Raw genomic sequence first — 20,683 nt, 5'->3', positions numbered from 1 at the left:
CTATTTTTCTTTTGCCAATTCGGCTCTAATACGGCTCAACGACTGCGGAGTGATGAACAGATAGGATGCTATATATTTCAAAGGCACATGCTTCAACAGCATAGGATCGCGTTTCAACAGATCGAGATATCTTTCTTTAGCCTGTGGAATAGAACCTGTTGCGACAATACGTTCTTCTGCAACCAGAAAGTCCTGTTCCACAAGTTTCCTTCCCAAGTTTGCACTCTCTATCGAAGAATTGAGAAACACCTCCATATTCTGTTTGCTTATTCTGTAAAGCGTGCTGTCGGTAATGGCTTCTATGTAGATAGGCGACGGACGGTTTGCCATATATCCCCAACTGGAAAAAACAGTCTCCCCTGTTATTGCAAACCATACAGACAGTTCCTCCCCATCGCGAAGAATATATCCACGCCATATTCCTTCCTTAATAAGATAATACGAACTGTTTGTCTCCCCAGCACGAACAAGGAAATCACCTTTCCGGAAACAAACTTCTTCCATATTATCAACAAGTTTCATACACTCCTTTTCCGTAGCACTGTATCTCTTGCAAAAAGCATCAATAAACTGCCTCATGAAATATCACTAATTAAATTCACTGATGCAAAAATAAACATAACTTTCAAGACTATCTCTTTCTTCTGCAATAAATGGTAATGACAAACAGGAAAGTGACAAACTCCGCAGCAGGCACAGAAAGCCATATTCCCGGCACACCAAGAAATTCAGGCATAATCCAAAAACATACCAAAATAAGGATATATCCACGCAATAAGGTTACAGCCATTGCAGGACGATCGCGCTCCACACTTTGGAAATATCCTATTGAAACCATATTTATTCCGAAAAAGATAAATCCGGAAGCAAACAGAGGAAGTCCGCTTTCGGCTATATTGTATGCCGGATATGCAGGATCTATAAACATGGAAACAATTTGAGGAGAAAAAATCTCAGTCAAAACAATGACAACCGCACCGAAACCTACAGCCGAAAAAAGAGCCAGCCTAAACGCGTGATTAACCCTGACATTATTACCCTGACCGAAATTATAGCTCAGTATCGGTTGTGCAGATTGGGCTATCGCATTATATACCATGAATATTATCGGGAAGAAATAACAAGCTATGCTGTATGCAGCCACACCGTCCTCGCCAGTGTAGCGCATAAACACATAGTTACCTACAAACATCATTGTAGCGATTGCGCCTTCACATAAAAAAGTAGATAACCCAAGACGACACATATATCCCACATTACGTGCAGTGAGCATAAGACTCTTCCGACTGAGTTTCACCCGCACCATATGTATGACATTTTTCCTGTTAAAAAGATATATCAGAATCATAGCCGCACCTACTATATATCCAAGACTTGTAGCAAGCGCTGCCCCGAACATACCCCAACCTAATACAAAAATAAAGACATAATCCAGAACTATATTGATGACAGCCGGTATGATATTACAGAACATGGCATAATTGGGAGAACCGTCAAGACGGACAAAAAACATTCCTGAACTAAGCATTGCACTGAACACCAGGAATGGGATAAACCAGTTCATATACTCCACAGCCAAGGGCAAAAGCCTTTGCGAACTGCCAAGCAACAATGCCACCTCCTCAAGATTCAGCATTATAGCCAAAGCATAAAGTATTAGCAGCAATGACGATACCACCACAGCCTGAGTCACGTTTATACGTGCCACCTTGATTTTACCGTGCGACAAATGTATAGACGCCACAACCGAAGCACCTATACCGAACATCAGCGCCACACCGGTATTTATCAGAAACAGCGGAGCCGTGATATTAACGGCCGCCAGTGCATCGCTGCCTATGCCCTTTCCCACAAAAATTCCGTCTGTTATGATAAATATGGCAGAAAACACCATTCCCATCACCGTAGGTATCAGAAGTTTAACGAACAACTTCGATACATCCATTTTTCCAAAGTCAATACTATCTTTCATACTATCATTTTTTTCAAGGCGCAAAGTTACCCCAAAGAGTTGTTCTGAAAATTAACATATGATAAAAAACCAAGCCTGAAATATCTGTAGGCAAATTATATTTACAAAAGATATTTCTTATAAAGAGACAAGGCTATAATTAAGATTTACAACATACTTCCATAAATCACTTTTTTTATTAACTTTGCATTCGGATAAAAACTGAAAGAATATGCAAGACTGCGAAAACTTTGCAAATGCTATTCCCGATTTAAAAGGCTCTATGGGAGAACATCTTGGTATAGAGTTTACCAGTATGGAAGAAGGGAAAGTTACAGCCATCATGCCTGTTGACCACCGCACATGCCAACCCTTCGGCATACTGAACGGAGGGGCGTCACTTGCTCTCGCGGAAATAATGGCAGGTCACGGTTCTGTGCCGTTATGCTCACCCAATGAAATGCCGTGCGGCATTCAGGTAAGCGCGAACCATGTAGGAATGGTTAAAGTGGAAAAAGGAGCGTATGTTAAAGCCACCGGCACACTGATACACCGCGGAAGAACAACACACATATGGAACATAGACATAACAACCCCAGAAGGGAAACTGGTATCCACAGCCAGAATAGTTAATCAAATAGTGAAAAAACGGATATGAACAAACCTGATTCACAAATACATAAACTTATTGACAGAATGACTTGCAGCGACAAGTCGTTCGCCATTTATCGCCTTCCGTGGACAGATACACCTATTTTAGTAATGCAGGATGGCGGAGAAAACCACGTATTCGCAAACCTAAAGGAACTTAATGGAGAAAAGGGATTCGTCATATCTCCTTTCCGTTTTACTGAAGACCATCCAGGAGTAATAATCAGACCTGACGTTACAGCTTCCGGCTGGGACGAAATAACAGAGAAGATTTCAAATGTTGTTATCGAAGAACGCCCTTCCGGTCATACTACATCATCTGAAATATCGCAGACAGAACCAGACCTGAAAAAAACATATATCGAAACTTTTTCCAGATTTATAGGTCCTCTGAAAAACAAGACTTTCAGCAAACTTGTGCTTTCGCGAAATGCCGGATATACACTAAGTGACAATTTCTCTCCTTTAGAAGCTTTCATCACAGCCTGCAACAGCTACCCACGCATGATGATTTCGCTGTCGCACACACCGGTAAGCGGCACATGGATAGGCAGTACCCCCGAAATAATCCTCAGCGGCGAGGGTAATACATGGAATACAGTGGCTCTGGCAGGTACAATGCCTATGCAGGGCGAAGTAATGCCAACCGAGTGGCATAAAAAGGAACAAGACGAACAGGCCTTCGTAAGCGAATATATCAACAAAGTAATAAAGAAATTCAGCAGTAAAATTGCCATAAAAGGTCCTTATACTACACGTGCCGGACAACTTGTCCATTTGAGAACCGATTTCCAGTTCGGACTGAAAAAAACTTCAGAACTCGGCAATCTACTTGATGCATTGCATCCGACTCCTGCTGTATGCGGACTTCCAAAAGACAAGGCATACGATTTCATAATCGAAAACGAAGGTTACGACAGGAAATACTATTCCGGAATTATAGGATGGCTGGATCCGAACGGACATACAACACTTTATGTAAATCTTCGCTGTCTGAATGTAAGCGGCAATTACGCAACTTTATACGCCGGAGGAGGAATCCTTCCTTCATCTGACGCCAATTCGGAATGGGAAGAGACGCAGCATAAGATGAAGACTATAAAGTTAGTTATCAGTTGATAGAACCAACAACTCATAATTTTTAATTATTAATTTTTAATTTCCCAAAGTGTACACCGATAAGAAAAGCATACTACAACTGGCTGCCCTGCTTAAAGCACATGGGATAAGGAAGATAGTACTTTGCCCCGGTAGCCGCAACATACCTATTGTGCAGACACTTGCCAATATACCAGAGTTCACTTGCTATCCAGTAACCGATGAACGCAGTGCAGGATTCTTTGCACTCGGACTTGCCCTCCACGGAGGAAGCCCGGCAGCTATCTGTTGTACTTCGGGTACAGCCCTGCTGAACATTCATCCTGCAGTGGCAGAAGCTTTCTATCAGCAAGTTCCGCTGGTGGTAATATCTGCCGACCGTCCTGCAGCATGGATAGGTCAGATGGACGGACAGACATTGCCTCAGCCTGGAGTTTTCGGAAATCTTGTAAAGAAATCCGTCAACCTGCCGGAAGTAAACACCGACGAGGACGAATGGTACTGCAACCGCCTGATCAACGAAGCACTTCTAGAACTTAACCATCACGGAAAAGGCCCTGTTCATATAAATGTACCGGTCAGCGATCCTTTCTTCCTCCTTCCTGTAAACGAGCTGCCGAATGCAAGAGTCATCACCAGATATCAGGGACTTAGCGTTTACGACAAGGACTACGAACCGCTTATCGAACGCCTGAACAAATATCAGCGCAGAATGATGGTAGTAGGTCAGATGAACCTGATTTATCTGTTCGACAAGAAATATACCAAACTGCTATACAAGCACTTCGCATGGTTCTCCGAGAATATAAGCAACCGCACCATACCGGGAATGCCTATCAAAAACATTGAACCGCTTCTCTGCTCGATGGACTTCGAGGCACAGAAGAAGATGCGTCCGGAACTGCTAATCACATACGGAGGACATATCATATCAAAGCGTCTGAAGAAATTCCTTCGCCGCCATCCGCCTGTAGAACACTGGCATGTATCTGCCGACGGTGAAGTAATGGATCTCTACGGCTCTCTTACTACCATAATCGAGATGGACCCGTTTGAGTTCCTCGAAAAGATTTCATCACGCATGGAAAACCGCACTCCGGAATATCCGCGCCAGTGGGAAGCTCTGTCGAAAGCCATACCTCAAGCTGAATTCGAATATTCGGAGATGAGTGCCATAGGAAAGGTTATAACAGGACTGCCGGCACCATGTTCACTGCACCTTGCCAACAGCTCGGCAGTGAGATACGCACAGCTTTTCGATGTTCCTCAGGATGTAGAGATTCTCTCAAACAGAGGAACGAACGGTATAGAAGGTTCACTGTCAACAGCCATAGGCTATGCCACTGCATCGGACAAGCTGAACTTCATCATCATAGGCGACCTGAGTTTCTTCTACGACATGAATGCCTTGTGGAACAATAACTACGGTTCGAATATCCGCATTCTTCTCCTCAACAACAGCGGTGGAGAGATTTTCCACGCACTGCCGGGACTGGAACTGCACGACAATGCACGCCGTTTCGTGACAGCCACACACACTGCATCGGCAAAGGCATGGGCTGAGGACCGCGGTTTAGAATATCTGTCAGCTCATAATGAAGAAGAGTTGAACAGCGCCACTGCACGTTTCCTTGAACCGTCCGTAACAAACCGTCCTATGCTGCTCGAAGTATTTACAGAGAAAGAAAAGGACATAGAACTGCTTAAAAAGTATTATCACAATCTGAAAAAATAATTACATCATGGAAAAAAGAGAATGGAAAACCATAAAGGAATATCAGGATATTCTTTTCGACTTCTATAACGGAATAGCAAAAATCACTATCAACCGTCCGCGATACAGAAATGCATTCACTCCTACAACTACATCCGAGATAAGCGATGCACTGCTTATCTGCCGCGAATGTCAGGACATCAATGTAGTAGTACTGACCGGTGCCGGCGACAAAGCATTCTGTTCAGGCGGCGACATGCATGTGAAAGGCCACGGAGGATATATCGGAACAGACGGTGTGCCACGCCTCAACGTGCTTGACGTACAGAAGCAGATACGTTCCATTCCTAAACCTGTGATAGCGATGGTAAACGGTTATGCTATCGGCGGCGGACACGTTCTTCACGTAGTTTGCGACTTGTCAATAGCATCTGAGAATGCCATATTCGGACAGACAGGCCCTCGTGTAGGTAGCTTCGATGCCGGTTTCGGTTCTTCATACCTTGCCCGCGTGGTAGGTCAGAAAAAGGCTCGCGAAATATGGTTCCTCTGCCGTCAGTATTCTGCACAGGAAGCCCTTGAAATGGGACTTGTAAATAAGGTTGTTCCTTTCGACCGTCTGGAAGACGAGGTTGTGGAATGGGCAGAAACAATGATGCAACACAGCCCGCTTGCACTTCGTATGATTAAGGCTGGTCTGAATGCCGAACTCGACGGTCAGGCAGGAATACAGGAACTGGCTGGAGATGCCACAATGCTGTATTACATGACCGAAGAAGCACAGGAAGGTGGAAAGGCTTTCTTGGAAAAGCGTAAACCGGACTGGAGCAAATTCCCTAAAATGCCTTAATTCAAGAAAAAAAGATGAGACGTCATTATCTCCACACGGACGTGTGGAGTACTCAACACGAGCGTGCGGAGAACTCGACACGAACGTGTGGAGAACAAGACATACATTTGTTTCTCCAACTCATACAGCCCTTTTATATAGAAATCTATGATTAAATCAGAAATAATTCCTTACGAACTTCACTTCAAACAGCCTGCAGGTACATCACGCGGAGTATATACCACCCGCAAAGTATGGTATGTCCGACTTACGGATACAGAAACCGGTAAATCGGGATTAGGCGAGTGCGCCCCACTTCCCAACCTGAGTTGTGACGATATTCCTGAATACGAAGATGTGCTGCATTGCCATTGCCTGCAAGTAGAGAAAACCGGTTCCATTGATTATAAGAGCCTGCGTCCATACCCTTCAATGCTGTTCGGTCTGGAAACAGCCTTTTATCATCTACATGCCGGTAGCCTTGCTTTCTGGGACACACCATTCTCGCGTGGAGAAGAGGGAATTACCATCAACGGCCTTATATGGATGGGCAGTTTCGATGAGATGTATGCCCGTATCCGAGAAAAGATGAGTGCCGGATTCCGCTGCATAAAACTGAAAATCGGCGCCATAGATTTCGACAAGGAATTACAGCTGATTGAATTCATCCGTAGCCATTTCGACAAAGATGAGATAGAACTCCGCGTAGATGCCAACGGAGCATTCAAACCGTCTGACGCAATGTCGAGACTTGAAGTATTGAGCAAGTTTGACCTTCATTCCATTGAACAGCCTATACGTCAGGGGCAATGGGAAGAAATGGCTAAACTATGCACCACTACCCCACTACCTATAGCTCTTGACGAAGAGTTGATAGGTGTAAACACTGAAAGCGAGAAAATCAGACTCCTGGAAACCATCCGTCCACAATATATCATTCTGAAACCATCTCTACATGGTGGAATTGCCGGTTCGGAAGAATGGATAAGACTGGCAAAGGAAAGAAACATCGGCTACTGGATAACCTCTGCACTGGAATCAAACATCGGACTTAATGCCATAGCACAATGGACAGCCACTCAGGAACATACATTGCCACAGGGACTTGGTACAGGGCTGCTGTTTACAGATAATATTGAGTCTCCGCTGTGTATTAAGGGAGAAAGGTTGTGGTTTGATGCGGAGAAACAAAAACCAACAACAATGCAAAATTTATTTTGTAAATATTAGTTATTTACTACTTTTCAAAATACCTCATATAGTTTTGGTAAGTCTTATTTTCTGAGAGAATAGGGAAATAAAAAAAGGAAATATTGATTTAATTTTTGTGAAATATTATTGTAATAACAGGCCAATACTTTTACGCAAAAATTAAATGCAATTATAAATGATACAGAAACTATTTACCAAGACACTTACAACATGTGGAATATTTTCCATCCTGTTTGGAAATATATTGGCACAAGACTTAAATGATAAGAGTAACATCTTTTTCGATGAAGGAAAACTAACTTTCCAATCCAAAGACAAAGCCTTCAAATTAAAACTAGATAACAGAATCTATACCGATTTATCCTTTTATCTGCCAACAGAATCTGTAGATGGTTTATCTTCCAAACCCAATAAAGATATTGAAGAAGATGACGGTGTTTTCAGATTCAACAATGGTGTAAGTATAAGAAGGGCCCGATTTGCAATTAAAGCCACTTTATACGAAAAATGGTTTGCAGAACTGGATGTTGACTTCGCCTATAATGAAGTTGAACTTAAAGACATGTATCTTGGATATAAGTTCAATGATCATATTTCAATCAAGGCGGGTCATTTTAAGGAACCTATGAGTATGGAACGATTAACAAGTTCCAGATATCTGACTTTTAATGAACGCCCAATGCCAGTAGAAATGTTTGCAGGTGGTAGACGCATGGGTACAGCTTTAACAGCATGGGGAAATCATTGGTGGCTGTCCGGAGGCGTTTTCGGTCAGCAAATTGACATTCTACAAAAAGAAAAGAATAGAGGCAGCGACGGTTATGGCTTTACAGGCCGTGTAGCTTCCGCCCCAATTAACAATGACGATTTTACTTTGCATTTCGGCGGATATGCATCATACAGAACTCCTGATGCTAACGGAACTGAAAACCGTATAGTAGAGTTCAGGACCTTCCCGGAGAGTCGCACAGATCGTCGCAGATTTGTTCGTGCGGAAATAGCAAATGTTAATCACTATACTACTTATGGCATTGAAGCTGCCGTTAAATATAAAAAACTTCTGGCTTATGGTGAATATATGTTTACCTCACTGTCAAGATTCAAAGAAGAGAACAATAACAAATTGCAGCTTAAAAACGCAGAGTTTATTGGCTGGTATGCAGCTGCATCTTACATGATTCTTGGCGAACAGAAACGATATGTTCCTGAAGATGCCGAATTTGCACCTATGTACCAGAAACGTAAGGGTGGATGTCTGGAAATTGCAGGACGAGTAAGCCATGTAAACCTAAATGATTTCCATGAAATATCCAATCCAATAACAGGTGGAGCAGCTTATGCCTATGCTCTGAACCTGAACTGGTATCCTGTTCCGAATATATTGCTGGGGTTGAACTATACATTTATGGATAACGACAAGTATGCCGATGATAAAGGTCATATAACAAAAGATAATCAGCCATTAAGCAAAGCTATGCCAAACGGATTAGATTTCAATATTCTACAAATGAGATTAATGCTATCATTCTAAAAAAATATTTTATGAAAAAAAACTTATTCAAATGTGCAGTCGTACTTTTCGGTACTGCATTGATTGTAACAAGCTGTAAAGACGATTCAGAAGAAGATCTGAATTTAGGAAATTCTGACATTACAGGATTATTTATTAATGAAGTATGTTCTAGCGGAACAGACTGGGTAGAATTATACAATTCATCTGACAAAGACATTAAATTAGATGGATATAAACTCCAGGATAACAAAGGGGCAGATGAAGAATATACATTTCCTGAAAATGCAGTCATAGCATCTAAATCTTTCCTTGTATTAGAAAAAGAAACAGATTTTGCTTTTGGTATTTCAGGTGACGGGGATGAAATAAAACTCTTGGATAGTACGTATAAAACAATTGATCAGATTGTTATTCCAGTCCTTGAAGACGGACAGACTTTTGCCCGCACCGCTGATGGTGGAAAAGATTGGGCTGTTGCCGAAGCAGGAACAAAAGGAAAATCCAACACATCAGAGCCAGACGATAATACAGACAATTCTACAGATGAAAGTGATGTAAACCTTCTTATTAATGAAGTCATGAGCGCACCATTGGATGGAGAATTTGACTTTATCGAAATATTCAATCCGGGTACGGAGGATGTTGATATCAGTGGCTTTATTTTACAGGATGATAAAGGAGCAACAGAACAGTATATTATTCCTGAAGGAACTGTTATAGCAGCAAACAGTTTAATCTGCTTCAGTCAGGCCCAGGAAGGTAACCCTAACGGTAGTTTTGGTTTCGGTTTGAGTTCTAAAGGTGACAAGGTCACTTTCCTGGATAGCGAAGGTAAAAAAATTGACGAAGTTGAGACACCTGCTATGGAAAAAGGAACATCTTATGCAAGAGTATCCAATGGTGCCGCATCATGGCATATCTGTGATACTCCAACGAAAGGTGAAGACAATAACGGAGAGTCAAATTCAGATTTAAAAGGTGTTCTAATGATTAATGAGGTATATACTTTCAGTGATCAGTCAGATATCAATGATTTGGACTATATTGAAATATATAACAATTCATCAGAAGATATAGATATGTCAGGTTTGAAACTATGGGAAGGTGGCGGACAAGAAGAGGCGTGGACCGTCCCCTCCGGAAAAATTATTCCTGCTAAAGGTTTTATAGTTATTGAATGCGATAAGGAAGGACTTCACGGAGATGCAGTAAACTATCCATCATGGGGGTTAAGCAAGAATGACGAAATTATAGTCCTTGCTGATGCCAACATGAATATAATTGACCAAATTTCTACTCCAAATATGTCTGAAAATGAGACCTATGGAAGAAAAACTGACGGTAGTACAGAATGGGTGATTTTTGCTGAACTTACCAAAGGAACATCCAACAACGGTGCGCAGGAGAAACAGGAAGTAATCAATACTACAGGGGTTTTCATCAATGAGGTTTTCACAAACAATCAGGATACACAAATTTCTTCTTGGGATGACACTAAAGACTTCATTGAATTCTTTAATTCTACAGATAAAGACGTAGATTTGGGTGGATACAGTATTCTTGATGATAAGATGGATGAAGAAGACCGTTATACATTTCCTAATGGAACTATAATCAAAGCAAAATCATTTCTGACTCTAAATGTTGACAAGAATGCAACTGATGGTCCTACCTTCGGCCTGGGAAAAGGTGGAGACAAAGTTCTATTCTACAATAAAGACAAGAAATTGATTGATGAAATGGTAACAGGGGATTTTGAAGATAATGAAATATACAGTACTGGAAGAAAAACTGACGGTAGCTCCGAAATTGTTGTATTTACAGAAGTTTCTAAAAACGCCAGTAATAATGGCAAAAGTATCAAGCAATAATGTATAGATGTAAAAAAATAAATATTAATGCGGTTCTGTATGGAACCGCATTAATTCTGTTACATGCATCCTGTTCTTCAGATAAAAATTCAGACTCTACAGTTTCAACAACTTATCATTATCCAATTCCTTCAAAGACAGTCAGTTTCAGTGACTCAAAGATTTCATTTCAGATTGGTGGCTACGGTTCTGATCTGGTGTATTTGAAGAAAGATAGTACATTCTGGCTATTGACAGACAGAGGTCCCAATGTAGAAAATCAATCCGGTGACGGAAAAATATTCCCGCAACCTGAGTTTTGCCCTCGTATCGGCATTTTTGCAAAAGAAAAAGAACAGTTTGTATTAAAACGCGAAATTCTTTTAAAAGATACCAATAATATTCCATTCACCGGCTTACCTATAAAGAACAATCCTGGCTCTACGGGTGAGATAGCCTATGATATTGAAGGAAAAAAAATCCACTCATATACCAAACATGGCATAGACCCTGAAGGTTTGGCTGTTTTGCCAGACAGCTCATTTTGGGTGAGTGAAGAATATGGCCCTTTTCTGATGCATTTTGACAAAACTGGCAGGTGCATAGAATCATTATCTCCTTTTGATGGTACAATGCCTATACATTATCAGAAAAGAAGGCCTAATAGGGGACTTGAAGGTTTATGTTCAAATCCTGATGGTACATTCCTGTATGGCATTATGCAGTCACCTCTTACCGACTCGAAAGAACATACTGTACCATTGTTTAAATATGATACATCTAACAAGATATGGTCCGAATATACATATCCTCTTGACTCGGAGAGTGATGGTGCAAATGCTTTATGCTGGATCAGCGATAGCGTCTTGCTTGTTCTGGAAAGAGATGGGAAATTTCCGGATAAAAACTTTCATGCGAACAAAAAGGTTTATAAGGTCTGCCTAACACAATCTTTTCAGATACTTGAGAAAACTCTTATATTGGATATTGTAAAAGCTGCACCGGAATATGTTCATGACAAAATAGAAGGTCTTGCAATGATTGGTGATTCCATTTTATGCATAGCAAATGATGATGACTTTGGCATAACATCCCCTGAAAAACCCAATAACACTGTTATTGAAAAAAATACTCCTTCTGGATGCAAGGATTTTAACGAATTATGGTTTTTTAATATTAGATGAACCTATTGTATTTTTCTGCTGTTGAATGTCACATAAAGAATTCTCATACCCACGTGGCTTTTGACAGCAGATTTTTCATTACCCATATTCCTTCTAAGTAATTTGAATAATTGTATTATCATACTAACTTGCATATATTCTAAATTTTTGCGAATATTGCATATAATTATGCATACGATATTTGTTCCAGAAAATTTACTCAATAATGCATCAGAACATCACCATAAACGGAAAGACTTATACAGCTGAAGAAGCATCATTACTTAAAGAGCGGTTCGCATCAAAATACGGTGAAGATAGTTTCATGGCTTCACTTAGTGGATTCCTTGCCGAATGGTACAACGAGAGTCCGTTATTGAAAGTCCACACATCCGGCTCTACAGGTACTCCTAAAGAACTATGGGTAGAGAAGGAAAGGATGATGAACAGTGCACACCTTACAGTATCATTCTTGAGACTAAAGACCGGCGACAGCGCATTATTGTGTATGCCCCTGCCCTACATAGCGGGGAAAATGGTAGTAGTACGCAGCATAATAGCAGGCCTTAACCTTATGGTAGTTGCCCCATGCGGACGACCGCTACAGTACATAACAGAAATACCGGACTTTGCAGCTATGATACCGATGCAGGTATTCAATTCATTGCAGCATCCGGAAGATAGAGAAAAACTGATGCAAATCCGTCACCTCATAATCGGAGGAGGAGCAATAGACAAGAACATGGCTGAAGAACTGAAGTCTTTCCCCAACGCAGTATGGAGCACATACGGAATGACTGAAACACTATCGCACATCTCACTGCGACGCCTAAATGGCAGCGATGCATCAGAATGGTACACACCTTTCGATAACGTATCTCTTAGCCTATCTGATGAAGGAACACTTATAATCTCTGCTCCATCAGTAAATCCTGACACTTTAATAACCAACGATATAGTAGAATTCAACGGCAAAGGACAGTTCCGAATACTCGGACGCAAGGATAATACCATCAACACCGGAGGAGTGAAAGTACAGATAGAGCAGGTGGAAGAAAAACTTAGTCACTACCTGCCGGAAGGTTCATATATGATAACCTCCGTACCGGATGCCAAATTTGGCGAAAAGATAGTAATGTTAGTATCACGCGAAATGAATACTGATGATGCGATAAACAACCTCCCACATTACTGGCGTCCGAAACATATCATCCTTATCCCGGAACTTCCGCTTACAGGAACAGGAAAGCCTGACAGGGCTAAGGCGAAGGCTATTGCGGCGGGAACATTAATAAATTTTGTCTTATAGACAAGACAATAATGGGCATTTTTTGTCTTACCCATAAGACAAAAACAATTTTATACCACCAAACACTACAATGCAAATGAAGCATTCAGATAAAAGTATGTCTGATTTTTAATCGAATTATCAGAAGGTTTCCATATCCTGAAATTAGGAGAGAGTCTGACATACTTTCCTAATTTTATTTCCAGACCGACAATACCAGCCATTCCATCCGATGTTTTATTCCACGACTCTTTTGATGAAAGATAATCCCATCTGCCATACAAACCTAAGTTATTATTAATATTTACAGTCGCATAAACAGAACTTCCACATCTGTCTGCATCATTAACAAAGCCTGAATTCATCATCATATTATATTCAGCACCTAAAGAAATAATTCTATTCCTGAAACCTGCAAAACATGCCAGGTTCATTTCTCCCCTATACAATATTCCATCATCGGTCTTAACCCCATCGGCAGCTTCATTACACGAAGCATACGCCCTAAATACAAATCCATTTAAATACCCTACTGTAAAACCTACGCCATAAAGCAATCCGTCATTCACCTGCACTTGCTTATACCCTTCACCGTTCGCTACTATTCCGTCAAACGCAAGAAAATCATTAACCTTATATTCCGCCGAAACGGCTAGATCAGCACTGCTACCAAATCCATATTCATCCTGAAAAGATTTCATCACATACCTCTTTTCCCAAAACGATTCCTGAAATTTGAACTGTGTAGTAGATATCATTCCACCGCTGAGAGTAAGCTCTCCACTCTTCCATCTTAGGAAAGCATTCTTAATGAAACCTATCCTATGACTATCGTTTACATCGTCCGATATTCCGAAATCCATCACAGCCTTTATCTCCAGATCTTGCGGCAGTTTATATCCGTATCCTATATATGCCCTTTCCAGCCCGAAACCTCTGTCTTTATTTGAAGAGCCAAATCCGGAATGAAAATCTGAAAATATCGTAATAACCGCTTCACCTTTACCATCATTGGCATATATATAACCTATAGACGAAACGACAAGAATTATAATCAAATATATGTTTTTCATTTATATGAAGTTAAAGAAGTTGAGAAGGTAATAAAGTTGAAAAAGTTAGAGAAGGATTATACTTTAACTTCAAACTATAACTTCTCTAACTTCTTCAAATAAATTATTCCTTTGGTGCCTTTGCATTCCAAACCATTAAGGCACAAAGTACAGACAGTACAGCCGCACCTATCCAGAACCAGTTGATTGCAGTAAAGTCATAAACCTCAACACCATTAACCATCGACTTATGACCTTCTATCAACACACCACTCATCACGTCCTGCACACCGGCACCTACATAGCTAGCAATGCCTACAACACCCAAAGCTGCGCCAGAAGCATTTCTCGGCGCAATATCAACAGCCATCAATCCACCTAGGAAACAAAGCAGGACACCAATACTAAGCCCAAACAAAACCATAGCCAAGGTATCAATCCATAGATGCGTACCTGGGACTAGCAAAAACAAACACAAGGCCAACACATTAAGCAAACCAAATATCAGTGCAGGAGCATTTCTCTTGCCGCCAAACAACTTGTCTGAAACAAATCCCGACAACACCGTACCAACTATTCCACATACAGAATTTATGGAAATAATAAAACTGGCATCCAATGTACTATACCCTTTCTGCGCTTCCAGATAGAACACTCCCCAACTGTTTACCGCATAACGGCTGATATACATAAAAGCACTCGACAATGCCAGCACCCATATTGCAGGCATGAGCAACACCTGTTTCTGTGCCTTGTTATAATCGGCTGTCTCGGTTTCTGTCATCACCTTCTTCTCTTTTGGCTTATTCACAGACGGCAGTCCCTTACTTTGAGGATTATCGTGGAAAAATTGCCAGACTATTAAAGCCCCAACAATACCGACCATTCCCGCTCCCCAAAAGCCATATCTCCATCCCCAGGCAGAGACCACAGAGGCAACGATTATGAATGTGAGAGCCTCACCGATATTATGACTGGCAGACCAGAACCCGTAAAACGAGCCTCGTTCCTTATCGTCAAACCAACGCGACAATCCCACTACACATGAAGCTGCCCCCATAGACTGGAACCATCCGCTTATACCCCATAATACGGCAAACAATATAAACGAATTAACAAATCCCAGGCAAAGATTGACTAATGCTGTAACAAGAAGTCCCGTTGACATAAATCTGTTTATATTACTTCTGTCAGCCAGGAAACCATTTGTGAATTTACCAATAGCATACGTAAAGAAAAGCACAGACCCAATTATTCCAAGTTCCGTTTCAGAAAATACACCTTCTTCCACAATAGGTTTCTTAACTACATTAAGACTCAGCCTGCAAACATAATACATCCCATACCCTAAAGTGGCAGATAGAAACGTTGACCATTTATAATAAGTCATCTTCTTTCTTTGCTCGTCGGGCGAAGCAAAGCTACAAGGTCTCGCTTTCGAGACCCTGTAAAAATTCAGTATAGACCTAAACATGACTAAATCTATTTATGTAACCTATTGACCCTAAGATAATCCAGCAATAACGCAGGTCTGTCAGTCTGAATCAACTTTGCTCCCTGATTTATAACCCATCCCCAGCTTTCTTCCGGTTCTTTAAGTTCCACAGCCCTGTCGTCATCATGTCCTCCACACAGTTCCGGCCAAAGAGTATTAATAAAGATTTTTGCTCCGCAGTCTTTTACTTTCTTTATCAACCTAAGGACTTCAGGCGAATCATCTTTGAATACCAGTTCGAACGCCACTGGTTTAAGGTTTTTGAGATAGTCGTCAATAATCTTTTCCGCACCTTTCTTGTTCAGATTAACGACAGGCATAAACACCATTTTCTCCAATACCTCACCATTTTCCTCCACAACCTTTTCATAAGGATGGTCTGATTTCATCACACACTGGTTCACAGTACCGGTCTTTTCGAGTATGGCGTATGCTTCCTTAAAGTAATCATATCCTTTGTCAACATTTACCATTACTTTACCTTTACATAATAGCATTACTTCTTCGAAGGTTGGGACTTTGTGGCGGGTCTTACATCCTGCTCCGTTTTTCAAAACAAGTTTCTTAATTTGATCTAAAGTATAATCACTTGCCATCCCTTTACCATTAGTTGTCCTATTTAAAGTTCTGTCATGCATAACTATCAATTGACCATCTTTAGTCTTATTCAAATCAATTTCCACCATATCCACACCCATGTCTATGCAATTCTGAATTGCTTGCAACGAGTTTTCGGGCGCATTACGCCAGTCGGCACGATGAGAAACCACCAAAACAGACTCAGATGCCGGTTTTTCGAAATCCTGTAAAATATTATTTACAGTTTGTTGTGCATAGCATCCTACAGATGCCATAAATAAGAGTATGAAATATACAATTCTTTTCATATTGCCGAATTTAATTTATTATTCTTCCATATTAATTTCTCTCCCCACATTGGGACGTATGTCTGCTCACAATTAATTTGTGATGCCCTTTCCAACGCCATCGGCAGACTCCATCTTGAGTTTTCCACATCTGCATGTGTTAGTTCCAGAATATGAGACAACAAAACATAATCAGGAACAACTTGTCCACTTCCATCACCAATTATACGATTTTCAGTCAATGCGTCTGGTGCGTATCTTGGAATCAATATATTAACCCTATTGAGAATATTAGTAAATTGTGAAGGTTTATAGTTTGAATCCCCTGTATGCATAATAGTAAGGTTACCACTGTCATTTCCACAATCAATTGAAAATACTGTTACGAAATTCGATAATCCGGAATTATTATGATCAGTTATAGAAGTACGTATAGAAACTTTACCTATGGTATAGTTAGAAGATTTCTTTGAATAATATTCTTTACTTTCTTCTATAAAGTTAGATATCACAGGTTTCCCTTCTGCCAACATAGCTTCTATCAGCTTAGTATCATAATGGTCCTGGTGATTATGCGTAAGACAAAGAAAATCCAAATAAGGGGCCAACTTCTCTGCCCATCTGTGCATAATATCAATTGCAAAACAACATGAAGGCGTTTTTACCACATATCCCATATTATACAACATCCATATATGCGCTGTTCCATCCTCTACTTGTTCTTCCTTAATATCATTTAGAATCCTGTCAAATGCATACCTGTAATAATAAAGCAATACATCATATTTCTCCTTATTTTCAGAAGTAAGATTGATACTTTTAAGATAACTCTCAAAATAATCTGACGTACACTTATCGGCATATTCCTGTATTCTTTCAAAAGCCAATATTCTATTTTCGTCAAGAGGCTGTTCTTGTAAAGGCGAAGTAGCCCACAATGATTCTGCCAACTCCTTTCCTTCTTTTTGTTGAACAGTCAATTCTTCTGAAGGTTTTTCAATTTCCTCTTTTGTTTCTTTACTACAAGAAGAAAGAAGTAACACTACGAATAGTAAAGAATAACAAAACGATAATCTTCTCATTTTCCTATTTCATTTTAAAACCTGACTACGAATATTATGAAAACTAGTTTTTATCTGTTCCGGAGTCAAACGTTTATTATTTGCTAATCTATCTTTTGTCGCCTCATACATGAACACACCGTTATAACCGACTTTTTGCAATGACAATACCAATTCTTTCCAATCAATATCCCCTTGTGTCGGCAACCAATGACATTCATTATTAAAATCAAAATCAGAAGCGTGAATTGTACCTATATAATCACCTAACACATCTATAAAATGTTGAGTCGTTCCACCAAAGTAATGATTTGTATCAAAACAAACTTTCAAACCCGGTATATCTTTAATTATAAACAATAACTCCTCAGGTGTATTTCCAAGACAAGTACGAGGTAAATTCTCTATACAAAGCTGAAGTTTAAGGCTATCCGCACATTCTTTAAGCTGTTTAATAGATTCCTTGGTATTCTTCAATCGTTCACCTCTTTCTTCATCTGATATAGGCTCTGAACTTGGATGAAGGACTAATCTTTGCGGATTGAAAACAGCAGCCTGCTTTATCATTTTTGCCATAAACTTAACATTTTCCTTACGCAAAGAATCGTTTAATACGGAAATATCAAGTGTCCTTGAAAAAGGAAGATGTATTGACCAGACATTTATACCAGCACTATCAACTTTCAATTTCATATTCTGAATACGTTGAATTACTTCATCAGCAGGAACTCCTCTGTAAAATTGATTAAACGCTACTTCTATAAAATCTATTCCATGAATTTTCGCATTCTTAAAATCTTCAACTTTTGGGTTCTTCCACAATGCAGATGTCGTTCCAACCTTGTACTCAAAATCTTGCGAAAAAAGATTAGAAGATAGAACAAAAAAAGATATTAAAATTAAGTGCACTTTCATTTTACACAATTTTTTAATGCTGTTTAAACAGTATTTAAAAACCATTTAAACACCGTTTAAACAGCATAATTTTATTAATATTGGTTAGTTCCGTGAATATTACCACCTCTACAGCTCCATGTTGAAGTTTCAGGACCTGCAAATACCGGTATAGCAACTACATTACCTCCAATATAACCTACATACAGATTCTTGTCCGGACCGACTGTCATACCTGCCATTATTTTCTTATTGTCACCTGAAGCGTCTGTTGTCATATTCCAAACCTCTTCACCAGTAGATGTATCAACGGCATGTATAATACCATTAGATGCGCCGAAATATATAATACCTTTTTCATCCAATACCGGAAAACAGTACGTCAAAGCTGCTCCAGCATTGAATTTCCATTCAAGTACACCTTGTGAATTAACAGCATAAAGAGATTTACCACCTTTATCAACAAAATATACATTACCTTCTTTACCAACAACAGGTGCGTATGCATCGCCATTAGCAGGAACAGTCCATTTAATACTTCCGTCCGCTGTATTTATTGCAACAAGCCCTGCTCCAGATATTTGAGCAGCATATAATGTAGAGCCATCAATGGCAAATGAACCAATCTCCGTTACTGCAGCAGAAGCCCTCCATAATTGTTCTCCTTCGTGATTAAACGCATATATATAGCTTCTTGTTCCTACATAAATCCTACCATCTTTGTCTATTGCTACAGCACCAGCTTTATTAGCCGTTCCTTCCAAATTCTGACTCCAAATTTTACTTCCGTCTGATGTATTAATGGCATGAAATACATTGTCACCATCAAGAATATAAACAATGCTTCCATCACCTTTCACTGCCGGGAAACAATCCAGATTCTTATTTGTAGCACCTGTGTCATACAACCATTTCTGACTGCCATCAGCTTTTACAGCATAAAGTCTTCCGTCACGTGCACCTTGATATATAACATCATCAGGTCCTACAGCTGAACCACCTCCATAAGTGATGCTTGTAATGTCAAAATCCCATTTTTTAGAACCATCAATCTTATTATATGCATTAAGATTTCCTTTCTGATTAGAAGTAGGCAAATAGAATGTATTTCCATCCATAGAGAATACAGGATTGGAAGTCTTTATATAACAACCAGTATTTTGTTCCCAACTCTTTGATATTACATAAATTGTCTTTTCAGCCTCTTCTACTTGATCATCAGAGTAAACAACCTGGATTTTAATAGTATATTCACCACCATTAGTATAAGATTTTTCAACAGAATTTCCCTGTCCCTGCGTATTATCTCCAAAAGTCCAATTCACAGACTTGATTTCGCCCATGAAATACATATCATTATACGATAATGATATTGCTTCCCCTGCAAGAAGATATGCTTTAAATCCGTTTATAGGTTCAATATCTCCCGGTGTCACTTTTGCAACAACAGCTTCAGAATCTCCCTTATCATACACTGCTTGTATAGAGATAGTATATTCTGTTCCATTATTAAGTTCCGAAACAATATATGATTCTATATTTGCATCGTCTATTTCAATAACTTTATTTTCTGGTTCAACTGTTATCTTATATCCTTTTACATCTTCTGAAGGTTTATTCCATACCAATTTAACCTTTTGGTCACCTCCTATAACCTGATAATTAGCCGGTTCGACTCTTGAAGTAACAGGAGTAGCCTTAATTGACACTCTTCCAGAACGTTTATCACCGTAAATTGCTTGTACGGCAAATGTATAAGAAACTTTATTAGTCAAATTCTCTACTGTGACTGTATTATTTTCAGTAATGACATTTCCTCCTGACACTCCATTTACAGAAGGAGTCCATGATATATAGTACCCATCAGAAACTACATCCGACGGAACATCCCAGCTCAATGCCACCGCTTCATCCATCGGTGTCACAGACAAATTTGTGATTTCACATAAATTCCAGCTTGCTTGTGGTAATTCATCTTTGCATGACAATGTCAATAATGTAACCATCATGCAAATGCCATATAATATCTTTTTCATAATAATCTGT

17 protein-coding genes are annotated in these 20,683 nt (G+C 39.9%); 9 read left to right on the top strand and 8 right to left on the bottom strand.

Going from position 1 to position 20,683, the window contains the following annotated elements:
* On the bottom strand, nt 1-579 hold the full coding sequence (locus NW213_RS03905) for a Crp/Fnr family transcriptional regulator (protein ID WP_204393898.1): 579 nt from the start codon (nt 577-579) through the stop codon (nt 1-3).
* 52 nt (nt 580-631) lie between these two features.
* Complete coding sequence (locus NW213_RS03900) at nt 632-1,972, bottom strand: MATE family efflux transporter (RefSeq protein WP_258321904.1); 1,341 nt, start codon at nt 1,970-1,972, stop codon at nt 632-634.
* A 211-nt stretch (nt 1,973-2,183) separates the two neighbouring features.
* Here NW213_RS03900 and NW213_RS03895 point away from each other — a divergent pair, with 211 nt between their 5' ends.
* From NW213_RS03895 to NW213_RS03855, 9 genes are all read left to right on the top strand, one after another.
* A complete protein-coding gene (locus NW213_RS03895; protein WP_258321903.1) occupies nt 2,184-2,609 on the top strand; it encodes a PaaI family thioesterase in 426 nt (141 codons plus the stop codon).
* Nucleotides 2,606-3,721, top strand: coding sequence for an isochorismate synthase (locus tag NW213_RS03890; protein WP_258321902.1), 1,116 nt, complete (start codon nt 2,606-2,608; stop codon nt 3,719-3,721). Before NW213_RS03895 ends, NW213_RS03890 begins: the two co-directional genes overlap by 4 nt.
* Nucleotides 3,722-3,770: 49 nt before the next feature.
* Nucleotides 3,771-5,435, top strand: a complete 1,665-nt coding sequence (menD, locus tag NW213_RS03885; RefSeq protein WP_258321901.1) for a 2-succinyl-5-enolpyruvyl-6-hydroxy-3-cyclohexene-1-carboxylic-acid synthase — start codon at nt 3,771-3,773, stop codon at nt 5,433-5,435.
* A gap of 7 nt (nt 5,436-5,442) precedes the next feature.
* The gene (menB, locus tag NW213_RS03880; RefSeq protein WP_154043278.1) at nt 5,443-6,264 is read left to right on the top strand and encodes a 1,4-dihydroxy-2-naphthoyl-CoA synthase; all 822 of its coding nucleotides are present in this window, start codon (nt 5,443-5,445) and stop codon (nt 6,262-6,264) included.
* A 147-nt stretch (nt 6,265-6,411) separates the two neighbouring features.
* Nucleotides 6,412-7,473, top strand: coding sequence for an o-succinylbenzoate synthase (menC, locus tag NW213_RS03875; protein WP_258321900.1), 1,062 nt, complete (start codon nt 6,412-6,414; stop codon nt 7,471-7,473).
* Nucleotides 7,474-7,630: 157 nt separating this feature from the next.
* Nucleotides 7,631-8,986: an OprO/OprP family phosphate-selective porin gene (locus tag NW213_RS03870; RefSeq protein WP_258321899.1), complete on the top strand. Its 1,356-nt coding sequence runs from the start codon at nt 7,631-7,633 to the stop codon at nt 8,984-8,986.
* Between the two features lie 11 nt (nt 8,987-8,997).
* Nucleotides 8,998-10,839 carry a lamin tail domain-containing protein gene (locus NW213_RS03865; RefSeq protein WP_204393436.1) on the top strand — a complete coding sequence of 614 codons (1,842 nt, stop codon included), beginning with the start codon at nt 8,998-9,000 and terminating at the stop codon, nt 10,837-10,839.
* Nucleotides 10,839-12,002, top strand: a complete 1,164-nt coding sequence (locus NW213_RS03860; RefSeq protein ID WP_258321898.1) for an esterase-like activity of phytase family protein — start codon at nt 10,839-10,841, stop codon at nt 12,000-12,002. The genes NW213_RS03865 and NW213_RS03860 overlap by 1 nt, the downstream gene beginning before the upstream one ends.
* A 205-nt stretch (nt 12,003-12,207) precedes the next feature.
* The gene (locus NW213_RS03855; protein ID WP_258321897.1) at nt 12,208-13,290 is read left to right on the top strand and encodes an AMP-binding protein; all 1,083 of its coding nucleotides are present in this window, start codon (nt 12,208-12,210) and stop codon (nt 13,288-13,290) included.
* A gap of 65 nt (nt 13,291-13,355) precedes the next feature.
* Here the strand turns inward: NW213_RS03855 and NW213_RS03850 are convergent, their stop codons facing one another.
* From NW213_RS03850 to NW213_RS03825, 6 genes are all read right to left on the bottom strand, one after another.
* Nucleotides 13,356-14,342: a hypothetical protein gene (locus NW213_RS03850; RefSeq protein ID WP_258321896.1), complete on the bottom strand. Its 987-nt coding sequence runs from the start codon at nt 14,340-14,342 to the stop codon at nt 13,356-13,358.
* A 103-nt stretch (nt 14,343-14,445) separates the two neighbouring features.
* Nucleotides 14,446-15,795 carry an MFS transporter gene (locus NW213_RS03845; RefSeq protein WP_258321895.1) on the bottom strand — a complete coding sequence of 450 codons (1,350 nt, stop codon included), beginning with the start codon at nt 15,793-15,795 and terminating at the stop codon, nt 14,446-14,448.
* A gap of 8 nt (nt 15,796-15,803) precedes the next feature.
* Nucleotides 15,804-16,703, bottom strand: a complete 900-nt coding sequence (locus tag NW213_RS03840) for a glycerophosphodiester phosphodiesterase family protein (protein ID WP_258321894.1) — start codon at nt 16,701-16,703, stop codon at nt 15,804-15,806.
* Complete coding sequence (locus tag NW213_RS03835; protein WP_204393448.1) at nt 16,700-17,764, bottom strand: MBL fold metallo-hydrolase; 1,065 nt, start codon at nt 17,762-17,764, stop codon at nt 16,700-16,702. Before NW213_RS03835 ends, NW213_RS03840 begins: the two co-directional genes overlap by 4 nt.
* Nucleotides 17,765-17,773: 9 nt before the next feature.
* Nucleotides 17,774-18,658 (bottom strand): sugar phosphate isomerase/epimerase, encoded by an 885-nt coding sequence (locus NW213_RS03830; RefSeq protein WP_204393450.1) that lies wholly within the window; start codon nt 18,656-18,658, stop codon nt 17,774-17,776.
* 74 nt (nt 18,659-18,732) lie between these two features.
* A complete protein-coding gene (locus NW213_RS03825; protein WP_258321893.1) occupies nt 18,733-20,673 on the bottom strand; it encodes a PQQ-binding-like beta-propeller repeat protein in 1,941 nt (646 codons plus the stop codon).
* Between the last annotated feature and the right edge of the window lie 10 nt (nt 20,674-20,683).

Source organism: Bacteroides sp. ET336 (assembly GCF_024733815.1).
GTDB classification, from domain to species: Bacteria; Bacteroidota; Bacteroidia; order Bacteroidales; family Bacteroidaceae; genus Phocaeicola; species Phocaeicola cellulolyticus.
Note: the sequence above shows the minus strand (reverse complement) of the source record. Positions and strands in the feature narration are given on the sequence as shown.